This is a genomic window from Chelatococcus reniformis, assembly GCF_014640075.1.
GTDB classification, from domain to species: Bacteria; Pseudomonadota; Alphaproteobacteria; order Rhizobiales; family Beijerinckiaceae; genus Camelimonas; species Camelimonas reniformis.
This window is the reverse complement of sequence record NZ_BMGG01000007.1, coordinates 373,539-399,604: the sequence shown is the minus strand read 5'-3', so window position 1 is coordinate 399,604 and position 26,066 is coordinate 373,539. Positions and strand designations below refer to the sequence as shown.

At 69.7% G+C, this 26,066-nt stretch carries 21 protein-coding genes; 12 read left to right on the top strand and 9 right to left on the bottom strand.

Annotation, left to right across the window (positions count from 1 at the left end; translation table 11 throughout):
- Positions 1–41: 41 nt before the first annotated feature.
- The 5 genes from IEW34_RS20495 to IEW34_RS20475 all read right to left on the bottom strand — a co-directional run bounded on the left by IEW34_RS20495 (position 42) and on the right by IEW34_RS20475 (position 7,209).
- Positions 42–1,736, bottom strand: coding sequence for a thiamine pyrophosphate-binding protein (locus IEW34_RS20495; RefSeq protein WP_188611077.1), 1,695 nt, complete (start codon positions 1,734–1,736; stop codon positions 42–44).
- A gap of 1 nt (position 1,737) precedes the next feature.
- On the bottom strand, positions 1,738–2,940 hold the full coding sequence (locus IEW34_RS20490; protein ID WP_188611076.1) for a CaiB/BaiF CoA transferase family protein: 1,203 nt from the start codon (positions 2,938–2,940) through the stop codon (positions 1,738–1,740).
- A gap of 197 nt (positions 2,941–3,137) precedes the next feature.
- A complete protein-coding gene (locus IEW34_RS20485; protein WP_188611075.1) occupies positions 3,138–4,364 on the bottom strand; it encodes an acyl-CoA dehydrogenase in 1,227 nt (408 codons plus the stop codon).
- Between the two features lie 107 nt (positions 4,365–4,471).
- Entirely contained in the window at positions 4,472–5,455 is a 984-nt protein-coding gene (locus IEW34_RS20480) for a transporter (protein ID WP_188611074.1), read from the bottom strand.
- A 143-nt stretch (positions 5,456–5,598) separates the two neighbouring features.
- A complete protein-coding gene (locus IEW34_RS20475) occupies positions 5,599–7,209 on the bottom strand; it encodes an inorganic phosphate transporter (protein ID WP_188611073.1) in 1,611 nt (536 codons plus the stop codon).
- A gap of 166 nt (positions 7,210–7,375) precedes the next feature.
- Between IEW34_RS20475 and IEW34_RS20470 the strand changes: the two genes are divergently transcribed.
- Both IEW34_RS20470 and IEW34_RS20465 read left to right on the top strand, forming a co-directional pair.
- Positions 7,376–7,870, top strand: coding sequence for a hypothetical protein (locus IEW34_RS20470; RefSeq protein WP_188611072.1), 495 nt, complete (start codon positions 7,376–7,378; stop codon positions 7,868–7,870).
- An 85-nt stretch (positions 7,871–7,955) separates the two neighbouring features.
- Positions 7,956–9,611 (top strand): AMP-binding protein, encoded by a 1,656-nt coding sequence (locus tag IEW34_RS20465; protein WP_188611071.1) that lies wholly within the window; start codon positions 7,956–7,958, stop codon positions 9,609–9,611.
- A gap of 99 nt (positions 9,612–9,710) precedes the next feature.
- Here IEW34_RS20465 and IEW34_RS20460 read toward each other — a convergent pair whose 3' ends face one another.
- Positions 9,711–10,952, bottom strand: coding sequence for an aspartate kinase (locus tag IEW34_RS20460; protein WP_188611070.1), 1,242 nt, complete (start codon positions 10,950–10,952; stop codon positions 9,711–9,713).
- Between the two features lie 257 nt (positions 10,953–11,209).
- On the opposite strand from IEW34_RS20460, the gene IEW34_RS20455 reads away from it, so the two are divergent.
- From IEW34_RS20455 to IEW34_RS20445, 3 genes are all read left to right on the top strand, one after another.
- A complete protein-coding gene (locus IEW34_RS20455; RefSeq protein WP_188611069.1) occupies positions 11,210–12,448 on the top strand; it encodes an SAM-dependent methyltransferase in 1,239 nt (412 codons plus the stop codon).
- A 399-nt stretch (positions 12,449–12,847) separates the two neighbouring features.
- Positions 12,848–13,261, top strand: a complete 414-nt coding sequence (gene rplS / locus IEW34_RS20450; RefSeq protein ID WP_188611068.1) for a 50S ribosomal protein L19 — start codon at positions 12,848–12,850, stop codon at positions 13,259–13,261.
- 261 nt (positions 13,262–13,522) lie between these two features.
- The gene (locus tag IEW34_RS20445; protein WP_188611067.1) at positions 13,523–15,064 is read left to right on the top strand and encodes a N,N-dimethylformamidase beta subunit family domain-containing protein; all 1,542 of its coding nucleotides are present in this window, start codon (positions 13,523–13,525) and stop codon (positions 15,062–15,064) included.
- A 38-nt stretch (positions 15,065–15,102) separates the two neighbouring features.
- Here the strand turns inward: IEW34_RS20445 and IEW34_RS20440 are convergent, their stop codons facing one another.
- Positions 15,103–15,501 (bottom strand): hypothetical protein, encoded by a 399-nt coding sequence (locus IEW34_RS20440; RefSeq protein ID WP_188611066.1) that lies wholly within the window; start codon positions 15,499–15,501, stop codon positions 15,103–15,105.
- 147 nt (positions 15,502–15,648) lie between these two features.
- Between IEW34_RS20440 and IEW34_RS20435 the strand changes: the two genes are divergently transcribed.
- The 5 genes from IEW34_RS20435 (at position 15,649) to IEW34_RS20415 (ending at position 20,708) form a co-directional block, all read left to right on the top strand.
- Positions 15,649–15,804, top strand: a complete 156-nt coding sequence (locus IEW34_RS20435; protein WP_188611065.1) for a hypothetical protein — start codon at positions 15,649–15,651, stop codon at positions 15,802–15,804.
- 103 nt (positions 15,805–15,907) lie between these two features.
- Entirely contained in the window at positions 15,908–17,311 is a 1,404-nt protein-coding gene (gene leuC, locus IEW34_RS20430; RefSeq protein ID WP_188611064.1) for a 3-isopropylmalate dehydratase large subunit, read from the top strand.
- Between the two features lie 5 nt (positions 17,312–17,316).
- Positions 17,317–17,742 carry a metallopeptidase family protein gene (locus tag IEW34_RS20425; protein ID WP_188611063.1) on the top strand — a complete coding sequence of 142 codons (426 nt, stop codon included), beginning with the start codon at positions 17,317–17,319 and terminating at the stop codon, positions 17,740–17,742.
- Between the two features lie 59 nt (positions 17,743–17,801).
- The gene (gene leuD / locus IEW34_RS20420; protein ID WP_188611062.1) at positions 17,802–18,410 is read left to right on the top strand and encodes a 3-isopropylmalate dehydratase small subunit; all 609 of its coding nucleotides are present in this window, start codon (positions 17,802–17,804) and stop codon (positions 18,408–18,410) included.
- 165 nt (positions 18,411–18,575) lie between these two features.
- Positions 18,576–20,708, top strand: coding sequence for a GumC domain-containing protein (locus IEW34_RS20415; RefSeq protein ID WP_188611061.1), 2,133 nt, complete (start codon positions 18,576–18,578; stop codon positions 20,706–20,708).
- A gap of 18 nt (positions 20,709–20,726) precedes the next feature.
- Here the strand turns inward: IEW34_RS20415 and IEW34_RS20410 are convergent, their stop codons facing one another.
- A complete protein-coding gene (locus tag IEW34_RS20410; RefSeq protein WP_188611060.1) occupies positions 20,727–21,917 on the bottom strand; it encodes a polysaccharide biosynthesis/export family protein in 1,191 nt (396 codons plus the stop codon).
- Positions 21,918–22,297: 380 nt separating this feature from the next.
- Between IEW34_RS20410 and IEW34_RS20405 the strand changes: the two genes are divergently transcribed.
- A complete protein-coding gene (locus tag IEW34_RS20405; RefSeq protein ID WP_188611059.1) occupies positions 22,298–24,100 on the top strand; it encodes a glucan ABC transporter ATP-binding protein/ permease in 1,803 nt (600 codons plus the stop codon).
- 173 nt (positions 24,101–24,273) lie between these two features.
- Positions 24,274–24,699, top strand: a complete 426-nt coding sequence (locus IEW34_RS20400; RefSeq protein WP_188611058.1) for a VOC family protein — start codon at positions 24,274–24,276, stop codon at positions 24,697–24,699.
- A gap of 74 nt (positions 24,700–24,773) precedes the next feature.
- Here the strand turns inward: IEW34_RS20400 and IEW34_RS20395 are convergent, their stop codons facing one another.
- On the bottom strand, positions 24,774–26,066 hold the full coding sequence (locus IEW34_RS20395; protein ID WP_188611057.1) for an HlyC/CorC family transporter: 1,293 nt from the start codon (positions 26,064–26,066) through the stop codon (positions 24,774–24,776).

Sequence of the window (26,066 nt, the reverse complement as noted above, 5' to 3'; positions counted from 1 at the left end):
GGGGCTGGCTGTCGGGCCCATCCGCCCATCCATCGCAGCATTCATCCCCGTGCGCCCTCCGCGATCGCACGGTCGTGGATCTGGGTGAGAGTGGTCGTCGGCGTGATCGCCTCCGGGTCGATCAGGCAGTGGATGATCGCCGGCCCGCCCGCGGCCAGCGCCCGCTCCAGGGCGGGCGCGAACTCCGCGGTCGCCCGCACCGTCTCGCCATGGCCGCCGTAGGCGCGCGCCAGCGCCGCGAAATCGGGATTCGTGAGCGCCGTCGCCGAGACCCGGCCGGGATACTCCCGCTCCTGGTGCATGCGGATGGTGCCATACATGCCGTTGTCGACGACGATGACCACGATCGCCAGGCCATGCTGCACGGCCGTGGCGAACTCCTGGCCGTTCATCAGGAAGCAGCCGTCGCCGGCAAACGCCACCACCGTCCGCGCCGGGTCGAGCCGCTTGGCCGCCACCGCGGCGGGCACGCCGTAGCCCATCGACCCGGAGGTCGGCGCAAGTTGGGTGCCGAAGCCGCCGAAGGGCCAGAAGCGGTGCACCCAGGTGGCGTAGTTGCCGGCACCGTTGCACAGGACCGCGTCCGCCGGGAGACGGCCGCGCAGCTGTGCCATCACCGCGCCCATCTGCAAAGAGCCGGGGATGCACACGGGCACCGGGTCGCTCCAGGCGAGGTAGTCGCCATGGGCCGCGGCGGCAGCGCCGGCCCAGGCCATGGCCCGCGGGGGCTCGACGCCTTCCAGCGCCGCGCAGAACGCCGCCGGGCTGGCCTGGATGGCAAGGCTCGCCCGGTAGAGCTTGTTGAGCTCCGCCGCATCGGGATGGACGTGGATGAGCTCGACGCCGGGCTCGGGGATGCCGAGCAGGGAATAGGACTGGCTCGGCATCTCCGACAGCCGGGCGCCGACCAGAAGCAGCAGGTCGGCGGCCCTGACCCGGGCGAGCAGCCTGGGGTTGGGGCCGATGCCGAAGTCACCGGCGAAGCACGGATGGGCGGCGGGGAACAGCATCTGCCGGCGGAAGCTCACCGCGACCGGCAGGTCGAAGCGCGTGGCAAAGCGGCCCATGGCCTCGATGCCGCGCACCGTCCAGCGCGAGCCGCCGAGCAGCACCACGGGCGCGCGGGCCCGCCACAGGCGTTTCTGCAGGTCGGCCATGTCAGCGAGGCCCGGGTGGGTCTCGGCGGGTTCGGCGCGGGCCGCATCTGCGACGGCGACACGCTCGCGCAGCATGTCTTCGGGCAGCGCCACCACGACCGGCCCGGGGCGCCCCTGCATGGCGACGTGGAAGGCGCGGGAGACGAGCTCGGGAATGCGGGCGGCGTCATCGATCTCCACCACCCATTTGGCGATGGTGCCGAACACCGCCTGGTAGTCGAGTTCCTGGAACGCCTCGCGGCCGCGCATGCGCCGGCCCACCTGGCCGACGAACAGGATCATCGGCGTTGAATCCTGCGCGGCGATATGCAGGCCGGGCGAGGCATTGGTGGCGCCGGGGCCGCGCGTTACGAAGGCGAGGCCCGGGCGGCCGGTGAGCTTGCCCACCGCCTCCGCCATCATCGCCGCCCCGCCCTCCTGCCGGCAGATGGTGACCTCGAGCGGCGCATCGTGGAAGGCGTCGAGGACGGCGAGATAGCTTTCGCCGGGAACGCAGAAGACGTGCCGGGCGCCGTGCACCACCAGTTGGTCGACGAGGACCGCGGCGGCGCTGCGGTCGTTGGCGGGAGCGGCTGCCATCTCAGCCCCCCGCGGCCGCGGCCGGCCCCGCGCCGCCCCACGCGGGATCGCGCAGCACGTCGTTCGTATCGGCGCCGAGGGCCGGCGACGGCGTGGGGGCGAACACCGGCTCACCGTCGATGACGATGGGCGAGCGCAAGGTCGGGATGCTGCCCCCCGCCGCATCGGCGGCCGGCAGCTCCACCCGCAGGCCGCGATACACCACCTGCGGATGGGCGAACACCTCGTCCAGCCGGTTGATCGGCCCGACCGGAACGCCCACCGCGACGAGCTTGGCCAGCAGATCGTCCTTGGTGAAGGTGGCGGTGCGGGCGGTCAGCAGGGCCATCAACTCGCCGCGATTGGCCAGCCGATCCGCGTTCTTGGCGAAGCGCGGATCGTGGGCGAGCTCCGGCACGCCCAGCACCTCGCAGATCTTCACGTACTGGCCGTCGGTGCCCGAGGCGATGATGATGTGGCCGTCGGCCGCCGGGACCACCTGATAGGGCACCACGTTGGAGTGGGCGTTGCCCATGCGCGGCGGCGGCTCGCCGGCGACGAAATAGTTGAGCGCCTGGTTGCCGAGCACCGCGACCTGGGTGTCGAGCAGGGCCATGTCGATGTGGCAGCCGGCGCCGGTCGCAGTGCGGCCCTGGAGCGCGGCGAGTATGGCGACGCTCGCATACATGCCGGTGAAGATGTCGGCGAAGGCGACGCCGGTCTTGACCGGCTCCCCCTCGGGCTCGCCGGTCAGCGACATGATCCCGCCGAGCCCCTGGATCATGAAATCGTAGCCCGGCCGCGACGCATAGGGGCCGTCCTGGCCAAAGCCGGTGACCGAGCAATAGATCAGTCGGGGGTTGATCGCGCTCAAGCCGGCGTAGTCGAGCCCGTACTTGGCGAGCCCGCCGACCTTGAAGTTCTCGATCACGACATCGGCGTGGGCGGCGAGCCGCCGCACCAGGGCGCGGCCCTGCTCGCTCTCGAAGTCGACCTCGATGGAGCGCTTGCCGCGGTTGGTGGAGTGATAATAGGCGGCGGAGAGGTTGGCGCCGTCGGCCCCGCGCACGAAGGGCGGCCCCCATTGCCGGGTGTCGTCGCCGACGCCCGCGCGCTCCACCTTGACCACGTCGGCGCCGAGGTCGGCGAGAAGCTGGCCGGCCCAGGGGCCGGCGAGGACGCGCGCCAGTTCGAGGACGCGAACGCCCTTGAGCGGTGTTGTCATGGTGCGCTCGTCCCTCCGCGCGGTGATCTCGTCTCTTTGAGCGGATGGCTGGTCGGGTCAAGCCCGGCCATGACGGAGAGGAAACGGACGGCAATTGTTCTCAGCGTCATGATCGGGCTTGACCCGATCATCCATCGACTCGAAGGCCCACCCCGCTGCCATCGCCCCGAACGGTCACGATTCCAGCGCGGCAAGGCCTAGAAGAAGGCCTGCAGGCCGGTCTGGGCGCGGCCGAGGATCAGCGCATGAATGTCGTGCGTGCCCTCGTAGGTGTTCACCGTCTCCAGGTTCTGGGCGTGGCGCATGACGTGGAACTCCTGGGCGATGCCGTTGCCGCCGTGCATGTCACGGGCGACGCGGGCGATGTCGAGGGCCTTGCCGCAGTTGTTGCGCTTGACCAGGGAGACCATCTCCGGCGCCATCCGCCCGTCGTCGAACAGGCGGCCGACCCGCAGCGATGCCTGCAGGCCGAGCGCGATCTCGGTCTGCATGTCGGCGAGCTTCTTCTGCACCAGCTGGGTCGCGGCCAGCGGCCGGCCGAACTGCTTGCGGTCGAGGGTATAGGCCCGGGCGCGGTGCCAGCAGTCCTCCGCCGCCCCCATGGCCCCCCAGGAGATGCCGTAGCGGGCGCGGTTCAGGCAGCCGAACGGTCCCTTGAGGCCGGCGACGTTGGGCAGCAGGGCGCCTTCCGGCACCTCCACGTTGTCCATCACCACCTCGCCGGTGATGGAGGCGCGCAGGCTGAGCTTGCCCTCGATCTTGGGGGTGGAGAGGCCCTTCATCCCCTTCTCCAGGATGAAGCCGCGGATCTCGCCGCCGTGGGCGGCCGACTTCGCCCAGACGACGAACACGTCGGCGATCGGCGCGTTGGAGATCCACATCTTGGCACCGTTGAGCAGATAGCCGCCGGCCGTCTTCTCGACCTTGGTCTTCATGCCGCCGGGATCGGAGCCCGCATCCGGCTCGGTCAGGCCGAAACAGCCGACCCATTCGCCCGAGCCCAGCTTGGGCAGGTAGGTGCGGCGCTGGTTCTCGTCGCCATAGGCGTAGATCGGATACATGACCAGCGACGACTGCACGCTCATCATCGAGCGGTAGCCCGAATCGACGCGCTCCACCTCCCGCGCCACCAGGCCGTAGGCGACGTAGGAGGCGCCGGCGCAGCCGTAGTCCTCGGGAATGGTGACGCCGAGCAGCCCGAGCTCGCCCATCTCGTTGAAGATCGCCCGATCGGTCTTCTCGTGGGCATAGGCCTCGATGACGCGGGGCGCCAGCTTCTCCTGCGCATAGGCGCGGGCGGTGTCGCGGATCATCCGCTCGTCGTCGGTCAGTTGGTCATCGAGGAGGAAGGGGTCTTCCCACACGAAGGCCGCGGGCCTGGCGACCGCAGCCTCCTGCCGCTGGGACGGTTGCGCCTCCACCATGGGCCTCTCCTGCTGTCACGGGCGGATCCTGTGCCAGCGAGATAAGGCCAAGTGCGCCCGCACCACAAGCGCCGGCAAACACGCCGGGAGCCCCGCCTCCGCCACGATCAGACCAGGCGCATGCGCCGCAACACCATGGTGGTGACCACGGCGACGACCGCGATGAGCGCCATGCCCCACCAGAAGCCGGCATCGCTCTGCAAGCCGGGCATTCCGCCGAGATTCATGCCGAAGATGCCGGAGACCAGCGTCATCGGCAGGAAGATGACGGTGACGATCGACAGGACGTAGAGGTTGCGGTTGGTCTCTTCCGCGAGCCGGCTCGACAGCTCGTCCTGGAGCAGGCGCGCCCGCTCCTGGATCAGATCGAGGTCGTGGCTGAGCGCCTCCAGACGCTCGACCGCCTTGCGCAGACGGCCGGCCTCCGGTTCCTCCACCCATTCGGGCAGCCGCGTCACGAGCGCCATCAGGGCGTGCTTCTGCGGCAGCAGATGGCGGCGGATGCGGGCCGTGAGGCGGCGGCAGCGGCCGAGCTCGGCGCTCTTGTCGGCGATCTGGCCGGTGAGAATCGGATCCTCGACGTCGTCGAGCTGTTCGCCAAGGCGGTCCATGGCGCCGTCGAGAGCGCTGGCGATGTAGTGGAACAGCGCGATGATGAGGTCGATCGGCCGGCGCACCTTCATCCCGTCGGCGACCGCGTGGCGCAACTGGTCGACCGCCTTGAGCGGCAGGCGCCGCGCGCTGATGACGCAGTGGTCGTCGACGTAGAAGTGCAGCAGGCCGACCTCGTCGGCTTCGGTGTGGAGATCGTGGTGCAGGTCGCCGACGACGCCGGCGATGCCCTCGCCCACCGGATCGATGCGCACGTGCCGGTCGTCGGCGAGGAGCACGTCGCGCGCCCGCCGCGGCAGGTGCTCGCAGGCGTCGACCCACTCGCGGGCCCGCGCGTCGGTCAGGTTGAAGTGGAGCCAGACGACGCCGCTGCGCGAGGCCAGCGCCTTGTCCATCTCGCCCCAGGCCACGGCCTGGGTGCCGCTCGGGTAGATGGCGAAGCCACAGATGAGGCCGGTGTGGTCGGTCAGCGCGATCATCGTCGCCTCTCAGGCCGGTGCATTTCCTCCCGCCCGGACGGCGCCATCCGAAGGGAAGTGGCCATACGCCGATGGCCGGGCGCCCGGCCCGGCCATCCTGGCAATCGCAGGCCGGCAGCGCACGCCGCCGGCCGAGACTACGCTCAGAAGATGTGGCGGAACACGTAGAACAGCGTCGCCGAGAGCATGATGGCGGCCGGCAGGGTCAGCACCCAGGCCAGGGCCAGGTTGCGGATCGTCGACAGCTGGAGACCCGAGCGGTTGGCCGCCATGGTGCCGGCCACGCCCGATGACAGCACGTGCGTGGTGGAGACGGGCAGGCCGTAGGTGTCCGCCGCAAAGATGGTGCTCATGGCGACCAACTCCGCCGATGCGCCCTGGGCGTAGGTGAGGTGCGTCTTGCCGATCTTCTCACCGACGGTGACCACGATGCGGCGCCAGCCGACCATGGTGCCGAGGCCCAGGGCGATGGCGACGGAGACCTTGACCCAGAGCGGGATGAACTTGGTCGCCGAGTCGAGGCTCGCCTTGAAACCCTTGAGCACCGCCACCTCGTCCGCCGTCAGCTCGTTCTGCTTGTCCTTGAGGAGGACGCGGATCGCCTCGGAGGCCAGGTACATGTCGTTGCGGGTGTTGCCGACCGCGGCCGACGGCACCTTGTCGATCGAACCGTACTTCTTCACCTGGTCGCCCAGGTCCTGCACGAGGAGCGACAGGGCCGGATAGGTGCCGCCGGTGAGCTCATGCCGGGAGATGTAGGCCGACACCACCGGGCGCGGGTCGCCGATGATGCTATAGCCGGAGGCCTTGTCGGCGATCACCTTGGCCGCGGCGGTCGAGGTCTGCTGGTAGAGCTCCACCTCGTTGTCCGGCAGCGACCGGTTCAGCGCATAGGCGGTGGGCACGACGCCGATCAGGATGAGCATGATCAGGCCCATGCCCTTCTGGCCGTCGTTGGAGCCGTGGGCGAAGCTGACGCCCGTGCAGGTGAGGATCAGCAGGGCGCGGATCCACAACGGCGGCGCCACGCCGGGCTTGGGCTCGTTGTAGAGCGCGGGGTTGCGCACCAGCACCTTGAGCGACAGCAGCAGCAGGGCAGCGGCGAAGAAGCCGACCATCGGCGACAGCAGCAGCGACCAGCCGATCTCGGTCGCCTTCGACCAGTCGACGCCGGCCGTGCCGTCCTGGCCGCGCATCATCGCGTTGGCGACGCCGACGCCGATGATCGAGCCGATCAGGGTGTGGGAGCTCGACGCGGGCAGGCCCAGCGCCCAGGTGCCCAGGTTCCAGATGATCGCCGCGATCAGCAGCGCGAACACCATGGCGAAGCCGGCGCTGGAGCCGACCTGGAGGATGAGCTCGACCGGCAGCAGCGAGATGATTCCGAAGGCGACCGCGCCGGTCGACAGCAGCACGCCGAGGAAATTCCACAGCCCCGACCACATCACCGCGACGTGAGGGTTGAGGGAGTTGGTGTAGATCACCGTGGCGACGGCGTTGGCGGTGTCGTGAAAGCCGTTCACGAACTCGAAGCCGAGCGCGATGAACAGCGCCACGCCGAGGAGGATGAACGGCAGCACGGCCGTCGGGTGCGAGTCGACCGCGGTGACGTCGTGGTAGAGGCTGTAGCCCGCGTAGAGCAGGCCGGCGGCCAGCAATCCGAGGAACAGGACCGCAGTCCCCGCCCCCATCGGGGCATCGAGTTTCGGCCTGCCCGACGGGGCGGCCACGGACGGCGCAGTGATATCGCTCATGAGACAAGCTCCCAGCTTCTCGCCGCCTTGAAGACCTGTCGTGTTACATCCATATGACCGACCCGCCCGGGGGCCGTGGTGCAACGGCCACCTTTTGCCGCTACATTCCACCGTCGGTATCGCGGCAACCGATTCCGGTTGAAGAGGAGCCAGGGCGGAAATGCTGTTGACGCGTCAGCTTCACGTCCCGTCGCGCTGGCGGCGGCGCGGCGGCAGCCGCCGTGGCGCCAAGGGCCCACTCTTCGGCCTGGCCGCGCTTGCCGCCACCGCGCTGGTGGTCGGCGGCGCGATCGCGGCTCCGGCGCCGGCCGGGCCGCCCCGCACCGTCGCGGCCTCGCAGGTCACCGTGGTGACCGGCTCGATCTTCCGGGTCGGCAGTCAGGCCTATCAGATCTCCGGCATGCGCACGGCGCGCATCGCCCGCGCCCAGTGCTTCTACGAGAAGCGCGTCGGCCGCGCCGCGCAGCGGGCGCTCAGGCGGATGCTGGCGCGCGGCCCGATCGAGGTGACGCCGGTCGGCGGCACGAGCTTGATGGGCGCTCCCTTCGTCGCCGTGAAGGTCAAGGGGCAGGACGTGCGTCAACGCATGATCGCCCGCGGCTACGCCATTCCGCGCGCCGCGCTGAACGACCGCCGCAATCCTTGGTGTGTACAGCCATAGGCGCCGCACACAGCCGCGCACTTGACCACGACCTTCAGCCACTTAAGCAAGATGAGCCCGACGGGCCTTCAGGGGAGGAAAGCCGATGTCCACCTCGCATCCCGCGCCGAGCGCGGACTACGCCGCCTTCATCGCCGGCTTCCGGGCAGATGCCCTTTGGGACGAGGTCATGGCGCCCGGGCCGGTGCTCAACGCCTGCATCGCCTGCTGCGATCGCCACCCGGCCGGCCGGGTGGCGCTGATCCACGACGGCAAGGGCGGCCGCACGAGCGAGCTCACCTTCGGCGAGCTGAAGGAGCGCGCCGAGCGCTTCGCCCACACGCTCGTCCGCCTCGGGGTCCAGCCGGGCGACCGCATCGCCGCCATGCTGCCGCGCATCCCGGAGCTTCTGGTGGTCATGCTGGGCGCCTGGCGCGCAGGCGCCGTCTACGTGCCGCTGTTCACGGCCTTCGGCCCCAAAGCGATCGAGACCCGCGTCAAAGGCGCCGACGCCAAGCTCGTCGTCACCGATGCGGTCAACCGGCCCAAGCTGAACGACGTCGAGGGCTGCCCGCCGGTCGTCCTGGTCGATCGCGGCGGCGGCGCGCCCGGGCCGGGCGATCATGACTTCGACGCCGAGCTCGCCCGCTCGGCCGGCAGCTTCGCCCCGGTGCCGCGGCAGCCGGGGGACCTCTTCCTCATGCTGTTCACCTCGGGCACCACCGGCTCGCCCAAAGGCGTCGGCGTGCCGCTGACGGCACTCGCCGCGTTCCTCGCCTACATGCGCTATGCCATCGACCTGAGGCCGGAGGATCGCTTCTGGAACATCGCCGACCCGGGCTGGGCCTATGGCCTGTATTACGCCGCCACCGGTCCGCTGCTGATGGGCCACGCCACGCTGTTCTGCGAGGAGGCGTTCTCGGTCGACAGCTTCTACCGCGTGGTGAAGCAATACGGCATCACGAACCTGGCCGGGGCGCCGACCGCCTATCGCCTGCTGATGGCCGCGGGCGAGGGCCCGGCGGCGCCGGTCAAGGGCCAGCTCAGGGTGGTATCGAGCGCCGGTGAGCCGCTGAATGCCGAGGTCATCCGCTGGTTCGCGCGCTCGCTCGCGGTACCGATCCATGATCACTACGGCCAGACCGAGATGGGCATGGTGCTGTGCAACCACCATGCGCTGGCCCATCGCGTGCACGAGGGGGCGGCAGGCCTGGCGCTGCCCGGATACCGCATCGTCGTGATCGACGACGGCGGCCGCGAGCTCCGCGCCGGCGAGCAGGGACAGCTGGCCATCGATCGGCAGGCATCTCCGCTGATGACCTTCGCCGGCTATTGGCAGCGCGACGCCCTGCCCGCCTCCGACCGCTACTACCTCACCGGCGACACCGCCGAACAGAACGACGACGGCACCATCAGCTTCTTCGGTCGCGCCGACGACGTCATCACCTCGTCGGGCTACCGCATCGGTCCGTTCGACGTGGAAAGCGCCCTGATCGAGCATCCGGCGGTGGCCGAGACGGCTGTCATCGGCAAGCCCGACCCGGAGCGCACCGAGGTGGTCAAGGCCTTCATCATCCTCAAGCCCGGCGTCGAGGCCACCCCGGCGCTGGCCGAGGAGCTACGCCAGCATGTCCGCCACCGGCTCTCGGCGCACGCCTATCCGCGCGAGATCGATTTCGTCGCCGAGCTGCCCAAGACTCCGTCAGGCAAGATCCAGCGCTTCATCCTGCGCAACGCCGAAGTGGCGCGCGCAGCCACCTGACGCCCCGGCTCGCCCCGCCGCCGCAGGCCGCGGGGGACACCCCAAGGATGTCCATCCGACCGGAGGAGGCCTCCGATCGGGATGTGCTCCGCGGCGCGATCAGGCCGCCTTGTCGAGCCCGTAGAGCGAGTGCAGCGTGCGTACCGCAAGCTCGGTGTAGGCGGCATCGATCAGCACCGAGAACTTGATCTCGGAAGTGGTGATGGCGCGGATGTTGATGCCCTTCTCGGCCAACGCCCGGAACGCCCGCGCGGCGACGCCGGCGTGGCTGCGCATGCCGATGCCGATGGCCGAGACCTTCACCACGTCGGTGGCGCCCTGGAGGGTGGCATAGCCGACGGCGCCGCGCACCGCCTCCAGGATCGTGCGCGCGCGGTCATAGTCGGCACGCGGCACGGTAAAAGTGATGTCCGTCGTGGTGGTGTCGTCGGAGACCACCTGGATGATCATGTCGACGTTGATGTTGGCATCGGCGAGCGGCCCGAAGATGGCGGCCGCGACGCCCGGCTTGTCCGCCACGCGGCGCAGCGTGAGCTGGGCCTCGTCCTTGGAATAGGCGATGCCGGTGACGACCTGCTGTTCCACGATCTCCTCCTCGTCGCAGATGAGGGTGCCGGACCTGGGGTCGGCCGGATCGTCGAAGGACGAGCGCACGTACGTGCGCACCCCATGCACCATGGCGAGCTCGACCGAGCGCACCTGCAGAACCTTGGCACCCAGCGAGGCCATTTCCAGCATCTCCTCGAACGAGATGCGGTCCAGCCGGCGGGCACGGTCGTCGATGCGCGGATCGGTGGTGTAGACGCCGTCCACGTCCGTATAGATATCGCAGCGATCGGCCTTGATGGCGGCGGCCAGCGCCACCGCGCTGGTGTCGGAGCCGCCGCGGCCCAGCGTGGTGACGCGGCCGGTGGCCCTGTGCAGCCCCTGGAAGCCCGCGACCACGGCAACCTCGTGGCGCTCGTCAAAGCGCGCGACGAGCTCGGCGCCCTCGACGCCCAGGATGCGGGCCGTGCCGTGCGCGCCGTCGGTCAGGATGGGAACCTGCCAGCCCTGCCAGGAGCGGGCCTGAATGCCCATCTCCTGCAGCACGATGGCGAGCAGACCTGCGGTCACCAGTTCACCCGAGGCGACGACGGCGTCGTATTCGCGCGCATCGTGCAGCAGCGAGGCATCCCTGCACCAGGCCACGAGCTCGTTGGTCTTGCCGGACATGGCCGACACGACCACCGCCACCTCATGACCGGCGTCCACCTCGCGCTTGACGTGGCGGGCGACGTTGCGAATGCGCGCCACGTCCGCGACGGACGTGCCGCCGAACTTCATCACCAGCCGGGCCATGGCTCAACATAACGACTCTGCGCCGCGGAAGGGGCCCGCGGACTCGCGAAGGAACCGGGCGTATATGGAGCGGGCCTGCCGGTGTCAACGGAGGCTACTCCGGGGAGGCCCTGCCGAGAATGGGCGGAGCGGCTGGCTATTGGCCGCCGAATGGGAGAGAAGAGACCGGCTCGCCGGAGGGGGACGGGCACGCGCCTGCGATCACGCGCCGTCATCCCGCTCCATCGAAAAAGCAATGGATCACGGTATCGGCCCCCATGCGCCTGCTGTCCGGTCTCCTGAAGAAGTTCATCCGCAACGGCAGGCTCGTCCTCACCGACGCCGACGGAGGGGTGCACCCGTTCGGCGGCGACGGTCCGGGGCCGCAGGTTCGCCTTTCGCTGCACGACCGGGCGCTGCACACCAAGCTGGCGTTCAACCCCGAGCTCTACGCGGCGGAAGCCTACATGGACGGAACGCTCACCTTCGCCGAAGGCTCGAGCGTCTACGACCTGCTCAACCTGTTTTCGGAGAACCGCAAGGGCCTCGGCTCGGCCGGCTCGCAGCAGATGCTGCGGCGGGCCTGGCGCGTCGCCCGGCGCTGGCAGCAGGCCAACCCCGTGGGTGTCGCGGCCAAAAACGCGCGACACCACTACGACCTCTCGACCGATCTTTACCGGCTCTTCCTCGACGAGGGCCTCAATTATTCTTGCGCCTTCTTCGAGCGGCCGCAGACCGATACGCTCGAAGAAGCCCAGCTCGCCAAGCTGGCCCGCATCACGGCCAAGCTCGGCCTGCGCCCGGGCCACACGGTCGCCGAGATCGGCTCAGGCTGGGGCTCGCTCGCCATCCATATCGCCCGCACCAGCGGCGCCCATGTCGTGGCCATCAACGTCTCGCCCGAGCAGATCAAGATCGCGCGCGAGCGCGCGGCAGCCGCCGGCGTGGCCGACCGTGTCGAATTCCGAGAGATGGACTACCGCAACCTCACCGGGCGCTTCGACCGCGTCGTCTCGGTGGGCATGATGGAGCACGTCGGCATCGGCCATTTCGATGCCTATTTCGGCAAGATCCGCGATCTGCTGGGCGAGGGCGGCTACGGCCTCATCCACTGCATCGGCCGCATGAGCCCGCCCGGCACCACGAGCCCGTTCATCCGCAAATACATCTTCCCCGGCGGCTACGTGCCGGCCCTGTCGGAGGTGTTCGCGGCCACCGAGCGCCAGGGCCTCTGGGTCGCCGACATGGAGGTGCTGCGGCTGCACTACCATCACACGATCCGGCACTGGCGCCAGCGCTTCACCGCCAACCGCGCCGCGGCGGCGGCGATCTATGACGAGCGCTTCTGCCGCATGTGGGAGTTTTACCTGGCCGCAGTCGAGTTCGGCTTCCTGACCGGCTCCAACATGGTCTTCCAGGTCGCCGTCTCACCGGCGATCGACGCGGTGCCGATCGTTCGCGACTTCATGGTTGAGGACATCCGCCGCAGCCGCGGTGCGACGATCAGCGTCACCTGAATGCCGATCGCCGGCTGAGCACAACGAGGAGAAGGGCCACCTCGCGGCGGCCCTTCCGGGGTCAGAATGCAAATCGCGCCACACGGCAACGACGTGTCAGGCGAAACGGATCCCGGTCGAGGTCGAGACCCAGTTCACACAAGCGCGCGATTGCAGCTCTTGACGATCAGACACTGGATCACCTCCTTTCAGTTCGTTGACGACCGCACGAAGATGGCAGCGCCCGCGCCATCTCGCAAGTGCAGCAGGCGTGCGGCGTCCCGCCGGGCCATGCCAAAACACCCCGGCGGACGTCTCGACAAACGGCCCCTGCTCGTGTATTGGCGCAGCTCCAACTCACAACAGCGTCGCCGAAACGCTTGTGGTCCCCTGCGGACCGCACCGGCAGGAGTTATGACCATGAACGTCATCGAAGAGCTCGATCGCGAGCAGATCGCCAAGCTCTCCGCCGCACACGCGGTCCCCGATTTCCAACCGGGCGACACCGTGCAGGTCAACGTCAAGGTGCGCGAAGGCGAGCGCTCGCGCGTGCAGGCCTACGAGGGCGTGTGCATCGCTCGCGCCGGTGGCGGCATCAACCAGAATTTCACCGTCCGCAAGATCTCCTACGGCGAGGGCGTCGAGCGCGTGTTCCCGCTCTATTCGCCGATGATCGACTCGATCAAGGTGGTCCGGCGTGGCAAGGTGCGGCGCGCCAAGCTCTATTATCTGCGCGATCGCCGCGGCAAGGCCGCCCGCATCGCCGAGCGGACCGACCGGCCGGCCAAGGCAGCCCGCGCCGCAGCCGCGGCAACGGCCCCCGCCGCCGAGTAATATCAAAGGCCAAGCCCGCGCAGCGTTGGGCGAGGCCGTCTCGGTATCGCTCGCAAGCGCCGCTTTCCGCGTCCGCGCGCCGCGGCGGCTGAGCCTCAAAGCTTCATCATGGCCGGGCGTGACCCGGCCATTTCTGTGAGCAGCATGACGAACCTGCGCCGGGCGAGCGCGGGCGCGCTGCCGGACGCCCGGGTCGCCAACCCGGACTGCTCGCGTTAGTTTCCCCGCTCCGGGCGCCTTCGCCTCCGGGGAGGCAAATCCATGCTCGCCTGCTACGTCGACCGCCCGAGTGTGCAGCCGGGCGAGCCCTTCGTCCTCCATGCCAGCGGCGATGGCCGGCCGTGCCGCCTGCGCATCAGTCGCGTCGGCCTCGGCGAGGAGGTCGTCCTGGAGCGCCGCGGCCTCGTGCCGCCCCCGGCCGAACTGCCGGCGGAAGCCGACCGCAACGGCTGCGGCTGGCCGATCCTCGCCGAGGTCGAGGCCGGCGCCGACTGGCGCCCCGGCTACTACGACGTCGCGCTGACGGCGGAGGACGGGGCGGTCGCCCACCACTTCGTCTGCGTGCGCTCCCGCCCGCAGCAGCGCGCCGGCGCCGCATTGCTCGTGCTCAACACGAACACCTACAACGCCTACAACTACTTCGGAGGCCGCTCGGCCTATTGCGATGTCGGCGCCCTGCTAGAGCGCCGCCTGCCGCTGGCCGAAGCCATGGAGGGCGCCATCGGCGTGCTGTCGACGCAGCGCCCGTTTCCGCCCATGCTGCTGACGCCGCCAGCCGACGTGCCGCGCCTGGTCACCGACCGCAAGCGTGGGCTCGGCGAGCGCCCCCGGGGCCTGGACCCGGAGTGGGCCCGGGCGCGGCGCACCTCGCCTTATGATTTCTCGGCCGGCTTCATCAACAAGTGGGAGCATGCCTTCGTCGCCTGGTGCGAGGCGAAAGGCATCGCGCTCGACTATGCGACGGACTACGACCTCGACGCCGATCCGCGCGCCCTGGAGGGCTTTCGCTGCGTCGTCCTGGCCGGCCACAGCGAGTATTGGTCGGGGCCGCAGCGCGACGGGCTGGAGGACTTCGTCGACGGCGGCGGCGGGCTCGCCATCTTCTCCGGCAACACCGCCTTCTGGAAGGTCCGCCACGAGGACCAGGGGCGGACCATGATCTGCCACAAGTGGCGTGGCTTCGAAGCCGACCCTCGCGCGCAGGAGGATGCCGCGACGGCGACGCACCTGTGGTCGCACCGGCGGTTCGGCCGGCCCGAGGCCGAGATCACCGGCCTCAGCTTCATCTTCGGTGGGTATCACCGCCTGGGCAACTGCATCTCGCGCGGCGCCGCCGGCTACACCGTCTACGACGAGCGGCATTGGGCGCTCGCCGGCGCCGACCTCGGCTACGGCGACGTGATCGGCGCCGAGGTGCCGCTGCTGGGCTACGAGAACGATGGCTGCCGCTTCGACTTCGGCGGCGACGGGCGCCTCGTCGCCCGGCCCATCCTCGGCGTGCCGGCCTCGCTCGAGATCATCGCCGTGGCACCGGCCGCCTTCGGCGAGGACCCGGCGGCCCCCTACCAGCCCCTGATCCCGCCCGAGCGTGTCGACGTCGTGCTCCGCGACGCTCTGGACGAGCACGACGGGGATGCCGAGCGCCGCCTGCTGCGCGGCCACGCGGTGATGGCCTCGTTCCGCCGCGGCCGCGGCGAGGTGTTCAACGGGGGAACGACCGAATGGGCCCACGGCCTCGCGGCCGGCGACCCCTTCATCGAGCGGATCACCGAGAACGTGCTGCGGCGCTTCGGCGCGCTCTGATCGCACCGCGGCATCGACGCCCCGGACGTGAGACGTGGCTACGCCGGCGCCGGCACGCCTTCCTGGCGGGCGCCGCGCCGCGAGATCAGATAGCCGGCGAGCACGTCGACGAGGATGATCACCGTGAGCAGCAGGAACACGCTCGTGCCACACTTGGGCACCAGCAGGAACTCGGCGATGCAGACGATGAGCAGCACCAGCGACAGCGCGTGGTTGACCATGGTCGCCGTGCGGGAGCCGAGCGAGATCATCTCGACGAACAGCAGCGCCAAGGCGACAATGAGCATGGTGTCCCCGGTGGTGATGTTCCAGCCGCCCCCCGAAGGCAGCGCCAGGTGGCCGACGATGGTGTCGAGCGTGCCGGTACCGAAGACGATGAGCACGTTGTAGGCGACAACGACCAGCACCAGGAACGGGAAGGCAAGGAGAAGGCTCATGGCGTAGGCTCCCTTCAGGCGCGGTCATGCCGTGTCGGAGCACGAAGCACAAGGGGCCCATCACCCGATGGTGAGCCGCGACGACCAACCGCTTTGGCGGCATCGGGATTGATTGTCTGCGCCGTTTGGAGCGGCTATAAAGAACTGATGACGATCGTTGCAAATCCGCACAGGCTGCCGCTGCGCGCCGCCCACCAGGGCGCGGGCACGCCCGCGCGCGTCATCCTGCACGATCACACCCGGTTGCCGGGGCGCTTCTTCGGGCGGCTGACGGCGTCGGTCCAGGCGGAACTTAGGCGCTAGGCGCGACGCCGCGCCGGCGGGAGCTCGGGGCAGCGTCTAGGCTGCCGCCGCTTTCGCCCATCCCGCCTTTTCTGCCGACTTTTTTTCATTCACGAGATCAGCCATGCCCCCTCGTACCCTCTACGACAAAATCTGGGACGACCACGTCGTCGACACGCAGCCCGACGGCACCAGCCTGCTCTATATCGACCGTCACCTGGTGCACGAGGTCACCTCGCCGCAAGCGTTCGAAGGCCTGCGGGTCGCCGGCCGCAAGGTGCGCGCGCCGGCCAAGACCCTCGCCGTGGTCGACCACAACGTGCCCACCAGCGACCGCAGCAAGGGCATCGACGACCCCGAGGCGGCGACGCAGATCGCCACCCTGGCGCAAAACGCCAAGGACTTCGGTGTCCTGTATTTCAACGAGCGCGACGTCCGCCAGGGCATCGTCCATATCATCGGCCCGGAACAGGGCTTCACCCTGCCCGGCACCACCATCGTCTGCGGCGACAGCCACACGTCGACGCACGGTGCCTTCGGCGCGCTGGCGCACGGCATCGGCACCTCGGAGGTGGAGCACGTGCTCGCCACCCAGACGCTGGTGCAGAAGAAGGCCCGGAACATGCGCGTCACGGTGGACGGCGCGCTGCCGCCGGGCGTGACCGCCAAGGACATCATCCTCGCCATCATCGGTGAGATCGGCACCGCCGGCGGCACCGGCCACGTCATCGAATACGCAGGCGAGGCGATCCGCGCACTGTCGGTCGAGGGCCGTATGACCGTGTGCAACATGTCGATCGAGGGCGGCGCCCGGGCCGGCATGGTGGCTCCGGACGATAAGGTCTACGCCTATCTCGACGGCCGGCCGATGGCTCCGAAGGGCGAGGCGCTGGCCGCCGCACGCCGCTTCTGGGACACGCTCCACACCGACGACGGCGCCCATTTCGATGCCGAGATCCGGCTCGATGCGGCGGCGCTGCCGCCCATCGTGACCTGGGGCACGAGCCCGGAGGACGTGATCTCGGTGACCGGCCAGGTGCCCGATCCCGAGCAGATCGCGGACGAAGCCAAGCGCCTCTCCAAGCATCGGGCGCTGGAGTACATGGGCCTCACCGCCGGCACCCGGATCACCGACATCGCGCTCGACCGGGTGTTCATCGGCTCGTGCACCAACGGCCGCATCGAAGACCTGCGCGAGGTCGCCCGCCTGGTCGAGGGCAAGAAGGTCAACCCCAACGTCAACGCCATGGTGGTGCCGGGCTCTGGCCTGGTGAAGGTGCAGGCGGAGGCGGAGGGGCTCGACAAGATCCTCGTCGCCGCCGGCTTCGACTGGCGCGAGCCCGGCTGCTCCATGTGCCTCGCCATGAACGCCGACCGGCTGTCGCCGCAGGAGCGCTGCGCCTCGACCTCGAACCGCAACTTCGAGGGCCGCCAGGGCTTCAAGGGCCGCACCCACCTGGTGTCGCCTGCCATGGCGGCGGCGGCGGCGATCGAAGGACACTTCGTCGACATCCGCACCTGGGGCTGAGACCGTTGGGCCGGGCGCAACACCAGGGCGTCGGCGCCGACGCCCTCGCCCCCAGCCTGGAGGATCTGGAGCGCCTCGCCGACGAGGCCTTCGCGGCGTTGCCGGACCAGTTCCGGGCGCTGTGCGAGGGCGTGGTGATCCGCATCGAGGACTTCCCGGACGACGAGACCCTGGATCAGATGAAGTGCGAGACCGCCTTCGACCTCCTGGGCCTCTTCCGCGGCCACGGCCTCGCCCAGCAGGGCGCGGGGCCGCAGACCGGGCAGTTCCCGAACATGGTGTTCCTCTACCGCCGCCCGATCCTGGATTACTGGGCGGAGCACGAGGAGACCATCGGATCAATCGTGACGCACGTACTGGTGCACGAGATCGGCCACCATTTCGGCCTGTCGGACGCCGACATGGAGGCCGTCGAGGCAGCGGCGGGCTGAACCGTCACGGGCGCCCCGCACCCCGATTTCGCTACCGACCTATCGATGGATCAACGAACATGGACAAGTTCACGACGCTGACCGGGGTCGCGGCCCCGCTGGAGATCGTCAATGTCGACACCGACATGATCATCCCCAAGCAGTATCTGAAGACGATCAAGCGCACCGGCCTCGGCACGGGCCTGTTCTCCGAAATGCGCTACAAGGAGGATGGCTCGGAAAATCCCGACTTCGTGCTGAACCAGCCGGCCTACCGCAAGGCCCAGATCATCGTCGCCGGTGACAACTTCGGCTGCGGCTCCTCGCGCGAGCACGCGCCGTGGGCGCTGCTCGATTTCGGCATCCGCTGCGTCATCTCGACGTCGTTCGCCGACATCTTCTACAACAACTGCTTCAACAACGGCATCCTGCCTGTCGCCGTGTCGCAGGAGGACCTCTACAAGCTGTTCGACGATGCCAAGCGCGGCGCCAACGCCACCCTGACGATCGACCTGGAGGCCCAGGAGATCCGCGGGCCCGACGGCGGCGTCGTGCGTTTCGACATCGATCCGCAGCGGAAGGCCAAGCTGCTGTCCGGGCTCGACGACATCGGCGTGACGACGAAGGAGAAGGGCCCGGCGATCGACACCTACGAGCGCCAGGCGGCCGAGCGGCGCCCCTGGCTCTAAGCCTTGTCTCGCCGGCCGGGTGGCTCCATCCGATCGCGAAGCACGCGAGCGACGGGACGACGGGCCGGCCCATGAGGGCTGGAGTTCGCTCCACGGATCCTTAAGGTCCGCGTGAGACAAACTTCGACCTCCGTCCGTCCAATGGTGAACCGAGCCGTGGCCCCCGTGGTCGACCCAACCGACGTCGCGCCGCCGCGTGCATCGCCGGCGCGTCGTTCGGCCGGCGAGTGGCTGCGGCGGGGCGCCCTGCATTGGCGCGCCTTTCTCCTCTGTCTGCTGCTGCCGATCCTGGCGGCGCTGCTGCTGGCATCCCTCCTCCCCACCACCTACGAGGCCGAGGCGCGCCTCCTGGTTCGCATCGACGGCGAGTATGCGGCCGGCACGGGGCGCCACGGCACCGTCGGCGACCCGGGGCGGATCGCGCGAACCGAGGCCGCCGTGTTGACCGGCGCCCCCGCGCGCCGAGCGGTTCTGCAAGCGATCGGGCCGTTGAGGATCTACCCGGACCTTGCGGGGGAGCCCGCGGAGGCGGCCCTCGATGAGGCGACGCGCCGGCTGGGCGGCCAACTGCGGGCGGAGAGCGAGCCGGACTCGTTCGTCGTCCGCATCGCCTTCCGTCACCACGACCGGGCCGCCGCCACCGCCGTGGTGGACGGGCTCGTCCAGGCCTCCATCGAGCCGCGGCACCGTCTCCCCCTTCCGGACCAGGGTCAGCAGCAGGCCGCGGCGCGCGACAAAGCCGAGCTCGACGCCGCCGAGCGCGACATTGCCGCTCTGCGCCAGGGGAGCGACCCCGCTGAGCTCGAGGCCCGCCACGCGGTCCTGGTGGAGCGCCGGCAGGGCCAGGACGAAGTGCTGCGCCGGCTGGAGGCGCGCCGGGCCGGCCTGGACGGCGCCGCCGCGGCCAGCCGCGCCGCCGCGCCACCCCCGGCACCGGTGGCGCCGGCCTCCGACGCCGGGCGGGCCAATGCCTGGGAGGCCGAGCAGCTCCGGCAGCGCCTGGCGGAAGCACAGGCCGACCGGGCGCGCCTGATCAGCATCTTCGGGCCGCAGTCGACGGCTATTCTCGATCGCCAAATCGCGGCGCTGAGGAAGCAGCTCGCCGTCGAGCCGGCGCCGGCAAACGCTCCGGAGCGGCGGCCGCAGCCTCCGCCCAGCGACCCGCTCGCCGCAGAGCGCGGCCGGCTCGATCGTGACATCGCCGCGGCTGCCCAGCAGCTCCGGGACACCGGGGCCCAACTCGCGGCCGTCGACGAGCGTCTCGGCGCGCGCTCAACGGAGATGTCGCTGCTGCTGCGCCGCCGCGACGCGGCGGCCGCCCGCTATGAGACCGATCCGCGGCCTGACAGCGGGGCGGGCGCGGGCCGGAGCGCCGGCGTGACCGTCATCGAGCCGGCGCTGGCACGCGGGCGGGACCTGCGGGCCGAGGTGCTCGCAGCGGGGCTCGCGCTCGGCCTGCTGCTTGCGCCTGTGGCGGCCTTGGCCATGGCCGCGACCCGGCCCGTGCTGCTGACCCCCGCCGACGCCGCGCGCCTGGGCATTCCCTGCCTCGGGACGACGGCAGCGCCCGGTCGCGGCGGCCATCCCGACGGCACCCCCGAGGCGCGCGCCGCCCACCACCTGCCGCGCCTCAACGACATCCTGCCGATCGCGCAAGCACTGCGCACGGCCCGGGCAGGGGGCACAACAGCACCGCACACCGTCCTCTTCGTGTCCCTGCCGCCCGAGACGGCAAGCGGCCACATGCTCGTGCGTGACACCGCAATGGCGCTCGCCGAGGAAGCGGGCAAGCCGGTGCTCCTCGTCGACGCGGCCAGCCAGGTCCACAACGCTCATTTTTCGGCTCACAAGCTGATCGCCGAGCCGGTGGCTGAAGCGTTCATGGGCTCGGCTGCACCGCCGGAGCCGGTTGAGGCACGCCAACCGCCGCAGGCGTCGGCCACCGGCACACGCGCCGTGGTGCTGCGCACCCGCCGCGTGGCCGGCGCGCCGCTCTTCATCGCCCGCGCCGAGGACGCCCTGCCGGCGTTGGCCGCGCTGAGGGGGGGCAGGCAGGGCGGCGGCGACGATGAATTGAGCCGCCGTTTCGCGCGCATCGTCATCGACGGCTCTGCCGCGCTGAACGACTTCCGCGTCCTGCGCGAGACGGCGAGCGTCGATGCCACCGTGCTCATGCTCACCGCCGCAATCACGACCGAGATCGACGCGCGCCGTCTCGTCGAGCGGATCGACGATCTGGGCGGACGCACGCTCGGCACCGTGCTGCTCGACGGGCGACGCCGCCGCGGCACCTGGTGATGGGAGACGGTCCCCGGATCACCTGTGCGAGCAGGAGACGGGCGCTAGCGGCGGCGCGGCCTGCCCCGGCGCGGGGCTCGCGCCGCCGGCGGCGACGACCTGCCAGATGTCGGCGATGCGCATCGCCGACGCCTGGGGCGCGGCCGCGACGTAGATGAGGTCACGGTCTCGGACCAGGGCCTTGCCGGCGTAAAAGAAGCCGAGCGCGCTGCGCATATCGAAGCGATAGACCATCGCCGACGACGGCGCGTCCACTTCGAATCGATACAGGTACACCGCAGTCGGGCCGCCGCGCCCCTCGCCCAGCCCGCCGGCCCGGGCCAGCGCGTCGGCGACGGACACCGTGGGCGTGTCGAACACGAAACGGCCCGCCTGCCCCGATGCCCCGATCACATTGTAGCTGCGCTGGCGGCGATGCACGTAGACGGAATCGCCCGGCTCCAGGGCGACGTTGACCGAAGGCTTGGCCATGAGCTCATGGAAGCTCGTCGTGGTCGACCGACCGTGCCGTAACAGCGTCACGTAGGTCTCGAAGCCTTCAGCCTTGGCGCCTCCGGCTCGGGCGATGGCGTCGAGCAGACGGGTGGGCGCGTTGCTCAGGGCGAAGCGGGTGGGCGCGTTAACCTGGCCGAGCACGCTGACTTCGGCGGCCTGGCGCTCCAGCACCGTCACGATCACCTGCGGCTCGATCGAGCGCGGCCTCAGCTTCTCGACGATGGCGTCCTGGAGCTCGGCGACGGTGAGCCCCGCCGCCTTGACCGTCCCGGCATAGGGAACGGAGAGCTGCCCGTCGGCCTCGATGGCCTGGCGCGGCAGCTCGACGAAGTTGCCGGGCCGCGCTCCTGCCTGGAGGGGGATGAACAGGCCGCCGGCCGCCGCCTCGAAGACGGTGAGGCTGACTACGTCCCCCTTGCCCAGCCGCAGGCCGGGCGGCCGGCCGGAACCGGCGAGGCCGCCGGGGGGCTCCGGCGTCGCCCGCGCCAGCCGCGGCAGGGTGTCGGCGTTGACCTCGACAAGGCAGTAGCCGAGCCCGTCCGACGCCGCAGGCACGCTGAGCGCGGGGCCGGCACGGGGCGCAATGCAGCCCGTGAGCCCCAAGGCGATGGCGGCCACCACGGGGAAACGCGCAAGCCCGCACCGGCCGACGGCGCGGCAAGCCGCGCGGGAAGCCTCCGCGCCCTTGTCTCGACGGTGCGTGATTCGTGCCATGGTCCCTACCCGAACCCCACGGCATCCATTTACGGTTAAGGGCCGGTTAACCGGCCGCGAGGGGCCCCTCAGTCCACACGCCGCTCCGCGCGATGACCTGTGCTCGCCGACACGGCCCGGGTGTATGAATAGGGCAGCCGCATCGAGCTGCCGGCACAGGGCTGGGCCATCCTGGCCGAGGCTGACGGCAACCCCAGTAGAGCGTTTCGAGCGAAGTGGACGCCGGTTCGCGTGAAGAAAACGCAACAAATCAAACAAACAGAGCATTTTGGCGATTCGAAGAAACGCGGAAATGCTCTAAAGCACTTGCTTGACCTCGGCAGACAGGGCAGAGCAGGGCCGATACGCGGCCGTACGCCGTGGATCGTGGACGCTGCGCCATGAGCCTTCTGCGCCTTTACATCCGCATTCTCTCCGAACTGCGCGACGAGCGCGACCTGGTGCTGCTGCTCGCCCTCGCCAATGTGCTGCTGGCAGTCGCGCAATTCGCCGAGCCGGTGCTATTCGGTCGCATCGTCGACGTGCTGACCAAGGCTCAGTCGGCCCAGGCGCCGCCGACCTTCGCCACGCTGGCGCCGCTGGTCGGCGCCTGGGTCGGCTTCGGCCTGTTCACCATCGCGGCGGGCGCGCTGGTGGCGCTGCACGCCGACCGGCTGTCGCATCGGCGCCGCCTCGCCATGGTGGCGACCTACTTCAATCATGTGCTGTCGCTACCGCTCGCCTTTCACGGCTCCACCCATTCCGGCCGCGTGCTCAAGGTGATGATCGAGGGCAGCAACGGCATGGCCTCGCTGTGGCTGTCGTTTTTCCGGGAGCATTGCGCCTCGTTCGTCACGCTCGGCGTGCTGCTCCCGGCGAGCCTGATCATCAACTGGCAGCTCGGGCTGCTGCTGCTCGTGCTGGTCTGCGTCTTCGCTGCGCTCACCTTCGTCGTGCTGCGCAAGACCGAGAGCCTGCAGGGCTCGGTGGAGCGCTATCACACCGACCTGGCGGAGCGGGCCTCCGACGCGCTCGGCAACGTACCGGTGATCCAGAGCTTCACCAGGGTCGAGGCGGAGGTCAGCGCCATGCGCGCCACCATCGACCGCCTGCTGGCGGCGCAGCGACCGGTGCTGTCGTGGTGGGCGCTGGCCAGCATCGCCAGCCGCGCCTCGGCGACGCTGACGGTGCTGGCGGTGTTCCTGATGGGCACCTGGCTCAACCTCAACGGCCAGGCCACGGTGGGCCAGGTGGTGACGTTCATGAACCTCGCCACGCTGCTGATCGCGCGCCTGGAGCAGACGGTCGGCTTCGTCAATTTCATCTTCATGCAGGGTGCCAAGATCGGTGAGTTCTTCGAGGTGCTCGACACGACGGCCACGGTCGCCGACCGGCCCGGCGCCCGTGCCCTGGGCAAGGTCGCCGGCGAGGTGGCCTTCGACGACGTGAGCTTCTCCTATGACGGACGCAAGCCTGCCGTGCTCGATGTCTCGTTCACCGCCAGGCCCGGAGAGACGATCGCGTTGGTGGGCTCCACCGGCTCCGGCAAATCGACCACGCTCGCCCTGCTGCACCGGACCTTCGATCCGCAATCGGGCCGCATCCTGATCGACGGCACCGACCTGCGCGACGTCACGCTCACCTCGCTGCGCCGCGCCATCGGCGTCGTCTTCCAGGAGCCGATGCTGTTCGCCCGGTCCATCCGCGAGAACATGCAGGCCGGCAAGCCCGATGCAACCGATGCCGAGATCTACGCAGCGCTCGAACGGGCCCAGGCGAGCGATTTCATCGCCCGCCAGCCGGAGGGCCTCGACACCGTCGTTGGTGAGCGCGGCCGTTCGCTGTCCGGCGGCGAGCGCCAGCGCCTGTCGATCGCCCGCGCACTGCTCAAGGACCCGCCGATCCTGATCCTCGATGAGGCGACCAGCGCCCTCGATGCCGCAACCGAAAGCAAGCTGCAGAAGGCGCTGAGCGAGGTGATGAAGGGGCGGACCACCTTCGTCATCGCCCACCGGCTGGCGACCATCCGCGAGGCCGGCCGCATCCTCGTCTTCAACAAGGGCTCGATCATCGAAGCCGGCTCGTTCGACGAACTCGTCGCCAAGGACGGCGTGTTCGCCGGTCTGGCCAGGGCGCAGTTCATGGCGGGCGCGGCACAGCAGGAACAGGCCCCCGAGGCCCGCCATGCCGCCGCAGGCGGTTAGCCCCGCGCTTTCAGACCACACCGCGGCCGCCTCCGGCGGTCGTCGAGCCGCTTGAGGTCTCTATTTCTTAGCGCGATGTCGGAGCTGGCCCGCGCCGGTCGTCCTATGGACATGGACCGCGCGAACGGCGCCCCACGCGGGACCGCAGTCGCGCAAAATCGAAAGAAGCACGCATGCCTAAAATGATCTTCGTGAACCTGCCGGTGAAGGACCTTGGGGCCGCGACGCGCTTCTATGAAGCGATCGGCTGCGAGAAGAACGCTCAGTTCAGCGACGAGAAGGCCTCATCGATGGTCTGGTCGGATACGATCGTCTTCCAGCTCCTGACGCGCGACTATTACGCGACCTTCACGCAGAAGCCGATTGCCGACGCTCACGGCACGAGCGCCGCGCTGTTCGCCCTTTCGTTCGACAGCCGCGAGCAGGTGGACGCCGTCGTCGCGGCCGCAGCGACGGCCGGCGGCAAAGCCGACGTGCGCGAGCCACAGGACCTGGGTTTCATGTACTCGCGGGCCTTCGCGGATCCGGACGGCAACGTGTTCGAGCCGATGTGGATGGACCCCTCCGCCATCAGCGGGGATGGCGCTCCTTCCGCCTGACGCGATCGCCCCGCCGGCCGCCGAGCTCTCGCTTGCCCATCCCTGACGGCTTGCGGGAGCGGACGTGCCGCACGTCAGGCCTGGCGGGCCATCAGCCGGGTGACGCGCAGCAGGGTGATGCGGTTGCGGGCGCGGCGCATCACCTGGAAGCGGAAGCCGTGGAAGGTGAAGGCCTGGCCGGGCTCGGGGATGGTCTGGGCCTCGTGGATGACGAGGCCGGCAATGGTCGTCGCCTCCTCGTCGGGCAGGTGCCAGTCCATGGCCCGGTTGAGGTCGCGGATCGGCACGCTGCCCTCGATGAAGACGGCGCCGTCGGGCTGCGGCCGCACGCCCTGCACGGCGAGGTCGTGCTCGTCCCTGATGTCGCCGACGATCTCCTCGAGGATGTCCTCCAGCGTCACCAGCCCCATTACCTCGCCGTACTCGTCGACCACCAGGGCGAAGTGGTTCTTGCGCGCGAGAAAGGCCTTGAGCTGGTCCTCGACCGGGTTGGTATCCGGCACGAACCACGGCTCCGAGGCGACAGCGGCGATCTCGAGCCTTGCCGCATCGCCGCCGGCGGCATAGAGGGCGCGCAGCAGGTCCTTGGCGTGGACCACGCCGATGATGTTCTCGGGCGTGCCACGCCACACCGGCAGGCGGGTGTGCGGCGAGGCCAGCACCTCGCGCACCAGTTGCACCGGCGGCAGGTCCGCGTTGAGCGTGCGCATCTTGGTGCGGTGGACCATGAGGTCGGAGACCTCCAGGTCGCCCAGATCGAGCAGACCGCCCAGCATGTCCCGGGTGTCCTTGACCACGCCGCCCTCGCGGTGGAACAGGTCGACCTGGCCGCGCAACTCCTCGGAAGCGGACAGCACCGCCTGGTTCTCGGCCAAGCGCAGGCCGAACGGCCGCAGCACGACGCGCACGAACCACTCGATGGCGAGCGTCACCGGGCCGAACAGCGCAACGAAGAACGAGACCGGCCGCGCCAGCAGCAGCGCCGCGCGCTCCGGCGACTTGATCGCCACGGTCTTCGGCATGATCTCGGCGAAGATGATCACCAGTACGGACATGCCGACGGTGGCATAGATGACGCCCGCATCGCCGAAGAGCGCCACCAGCACGCTGGTGGTGAAGGCCGAGGCGCCGATATTGACGATGTTGTTGCCGATCAGCATGGCGCCGATCAGCCGCTCCTTGATGCTCAGCAGCCGGTTGACGATCGCGGCCCGCGCGTCGCCGCCCATCTCCAGGGCATGCATGCGCGCGCGCGAGGCCGCCGTCAGGGCGGTCTCCGAGCCGGAGAAGAAAGCCGACATCAGGAGGCACAAGGCGACGATGCCGACGGCAATCCAGAGCTCGGGGGTCAGATCGATGTCGGCCAT

Coding starts and splice junctions, on each gene's coding strand:
- IEW34_RS20455 (WP_188611069.1), top strand. CDS start 11,210: ATGCGCCTGCTGTCCGGTCTCCTGAAGAAGTTCATCCGCAACGGCAGG.
- IEW34_RS20495 (WP_188611077.1), bottom strand. CDS start 1,736: ATGGCAGCCGCTCCCGCCAACGACCGCAGCGCCGCCGCGGTCCTCGTC.
- IEW34_RS20465 (WP_188611071.1), top strand. CDS start 7,956: ATGTCCACCTCGCATCCCGCGCCGAGCGCGGACTACGCCGCCTTCATC.
- leuC (WP_188611064.1), top strand. CDS start 15,908: ATGCCCCCTCGTACCCTCTACGACAAAATCTGGGACGACCACGTCGTC.
- IEW34_RS20485 (WP_188611075.1), bottom strand. CDS start 4,364: ATGGTGGAGGCGCAACCGTCCCAGCGGCAGGAGGCTGCGGTCGCCAGG.
- leuD (WP_188611062.1), top strand. CDS start 17,802: ATGGACAAGTTCACGACGCTGACCGGGGTCGCGGCCCCGCTGGAGATC.
- IEW34_RS20435 (WP_188611065.1), top strand. CDS start 15,649: ATGACGATCGTTGCAAATCCGCACAGGCTGCCGCTGCGCGCCGCCCAC.
- IEW34_RS20475 (WP_188611073.1), bottom strand. CDS start 7,209: ATGAGCGATATCACTGCGCCGTCCGTGGCCGCCCCGTCGGGCAGGCCG.
- IEW34_RS20395 (WP_188611057.1), bottom strand. CDS start 26,066: ATGGCCGACATCGATCTGACCCCCGAGCTCTGGATTGCCGTCGGCATC.
- IEW34_RS20440 (WP_188611066.1), bottom strand. CDS start 15,501: ATGAGCCTTCTCCTTGCCTTCCCGTTCCTGGTGCTGGTCGTTGTCGCC.
- IEW34_RS20445 (WP_188611067.1), top strand. CDS start 13,523: ATGCTCGCCTGCTACGTCGACCGCCCGAGTGTGCAGCCGGGCGAGCCC.
- IEW34_RS20410 (WP_188611060.1), bottom strand. CDS start 21,917: ATGGCACGAATCACGCACCGTCGAGACAAGGGCGCGGAGGCTTCCCGC.
- IEW34_RS20490 (WP_188611076.1), bottom strand. CDS start 2,940: ATGACAACACCGCTCAAGGGCGTTCGCGTCCTCGAACTGGCGCGCGTC.
- IEW34_RS20405 (WP_188611059.1), top strand. CDS start 22,298: ATGAGCCTTCTGCGCCTTTACATCCGCATTCTCTCCGAACTGCGCGAC.
- IEW34_RS20480 (WP_188611074.1), bottom strand. CDS start 5,455: ATGATCGCGCTGACCGACCACACCGGCCTCATCTGTGGCTTCGCCATC.
- IEW34_RS20460 (WP_188611070.1), bottom strand. CDS start 10,952: ATGGCCCGGCTGGTGATGAAGTTCGGCGGCACGTCCGTCGCGGACGTG.
- rplS (WP_188611068.1), top strand. CDS start 12,848: ATGAACGTCATCGAAGAGCTCGATCGCGAGCAGATCGCCAAGCTCTCC.
- IEW34_RS20400 (WP_188611058.1), top strand. CDS start 24,274: ATGCCTAAAATGATCTTCGTGAACCTGCCGGTGAAGGACCTTGGGGCC.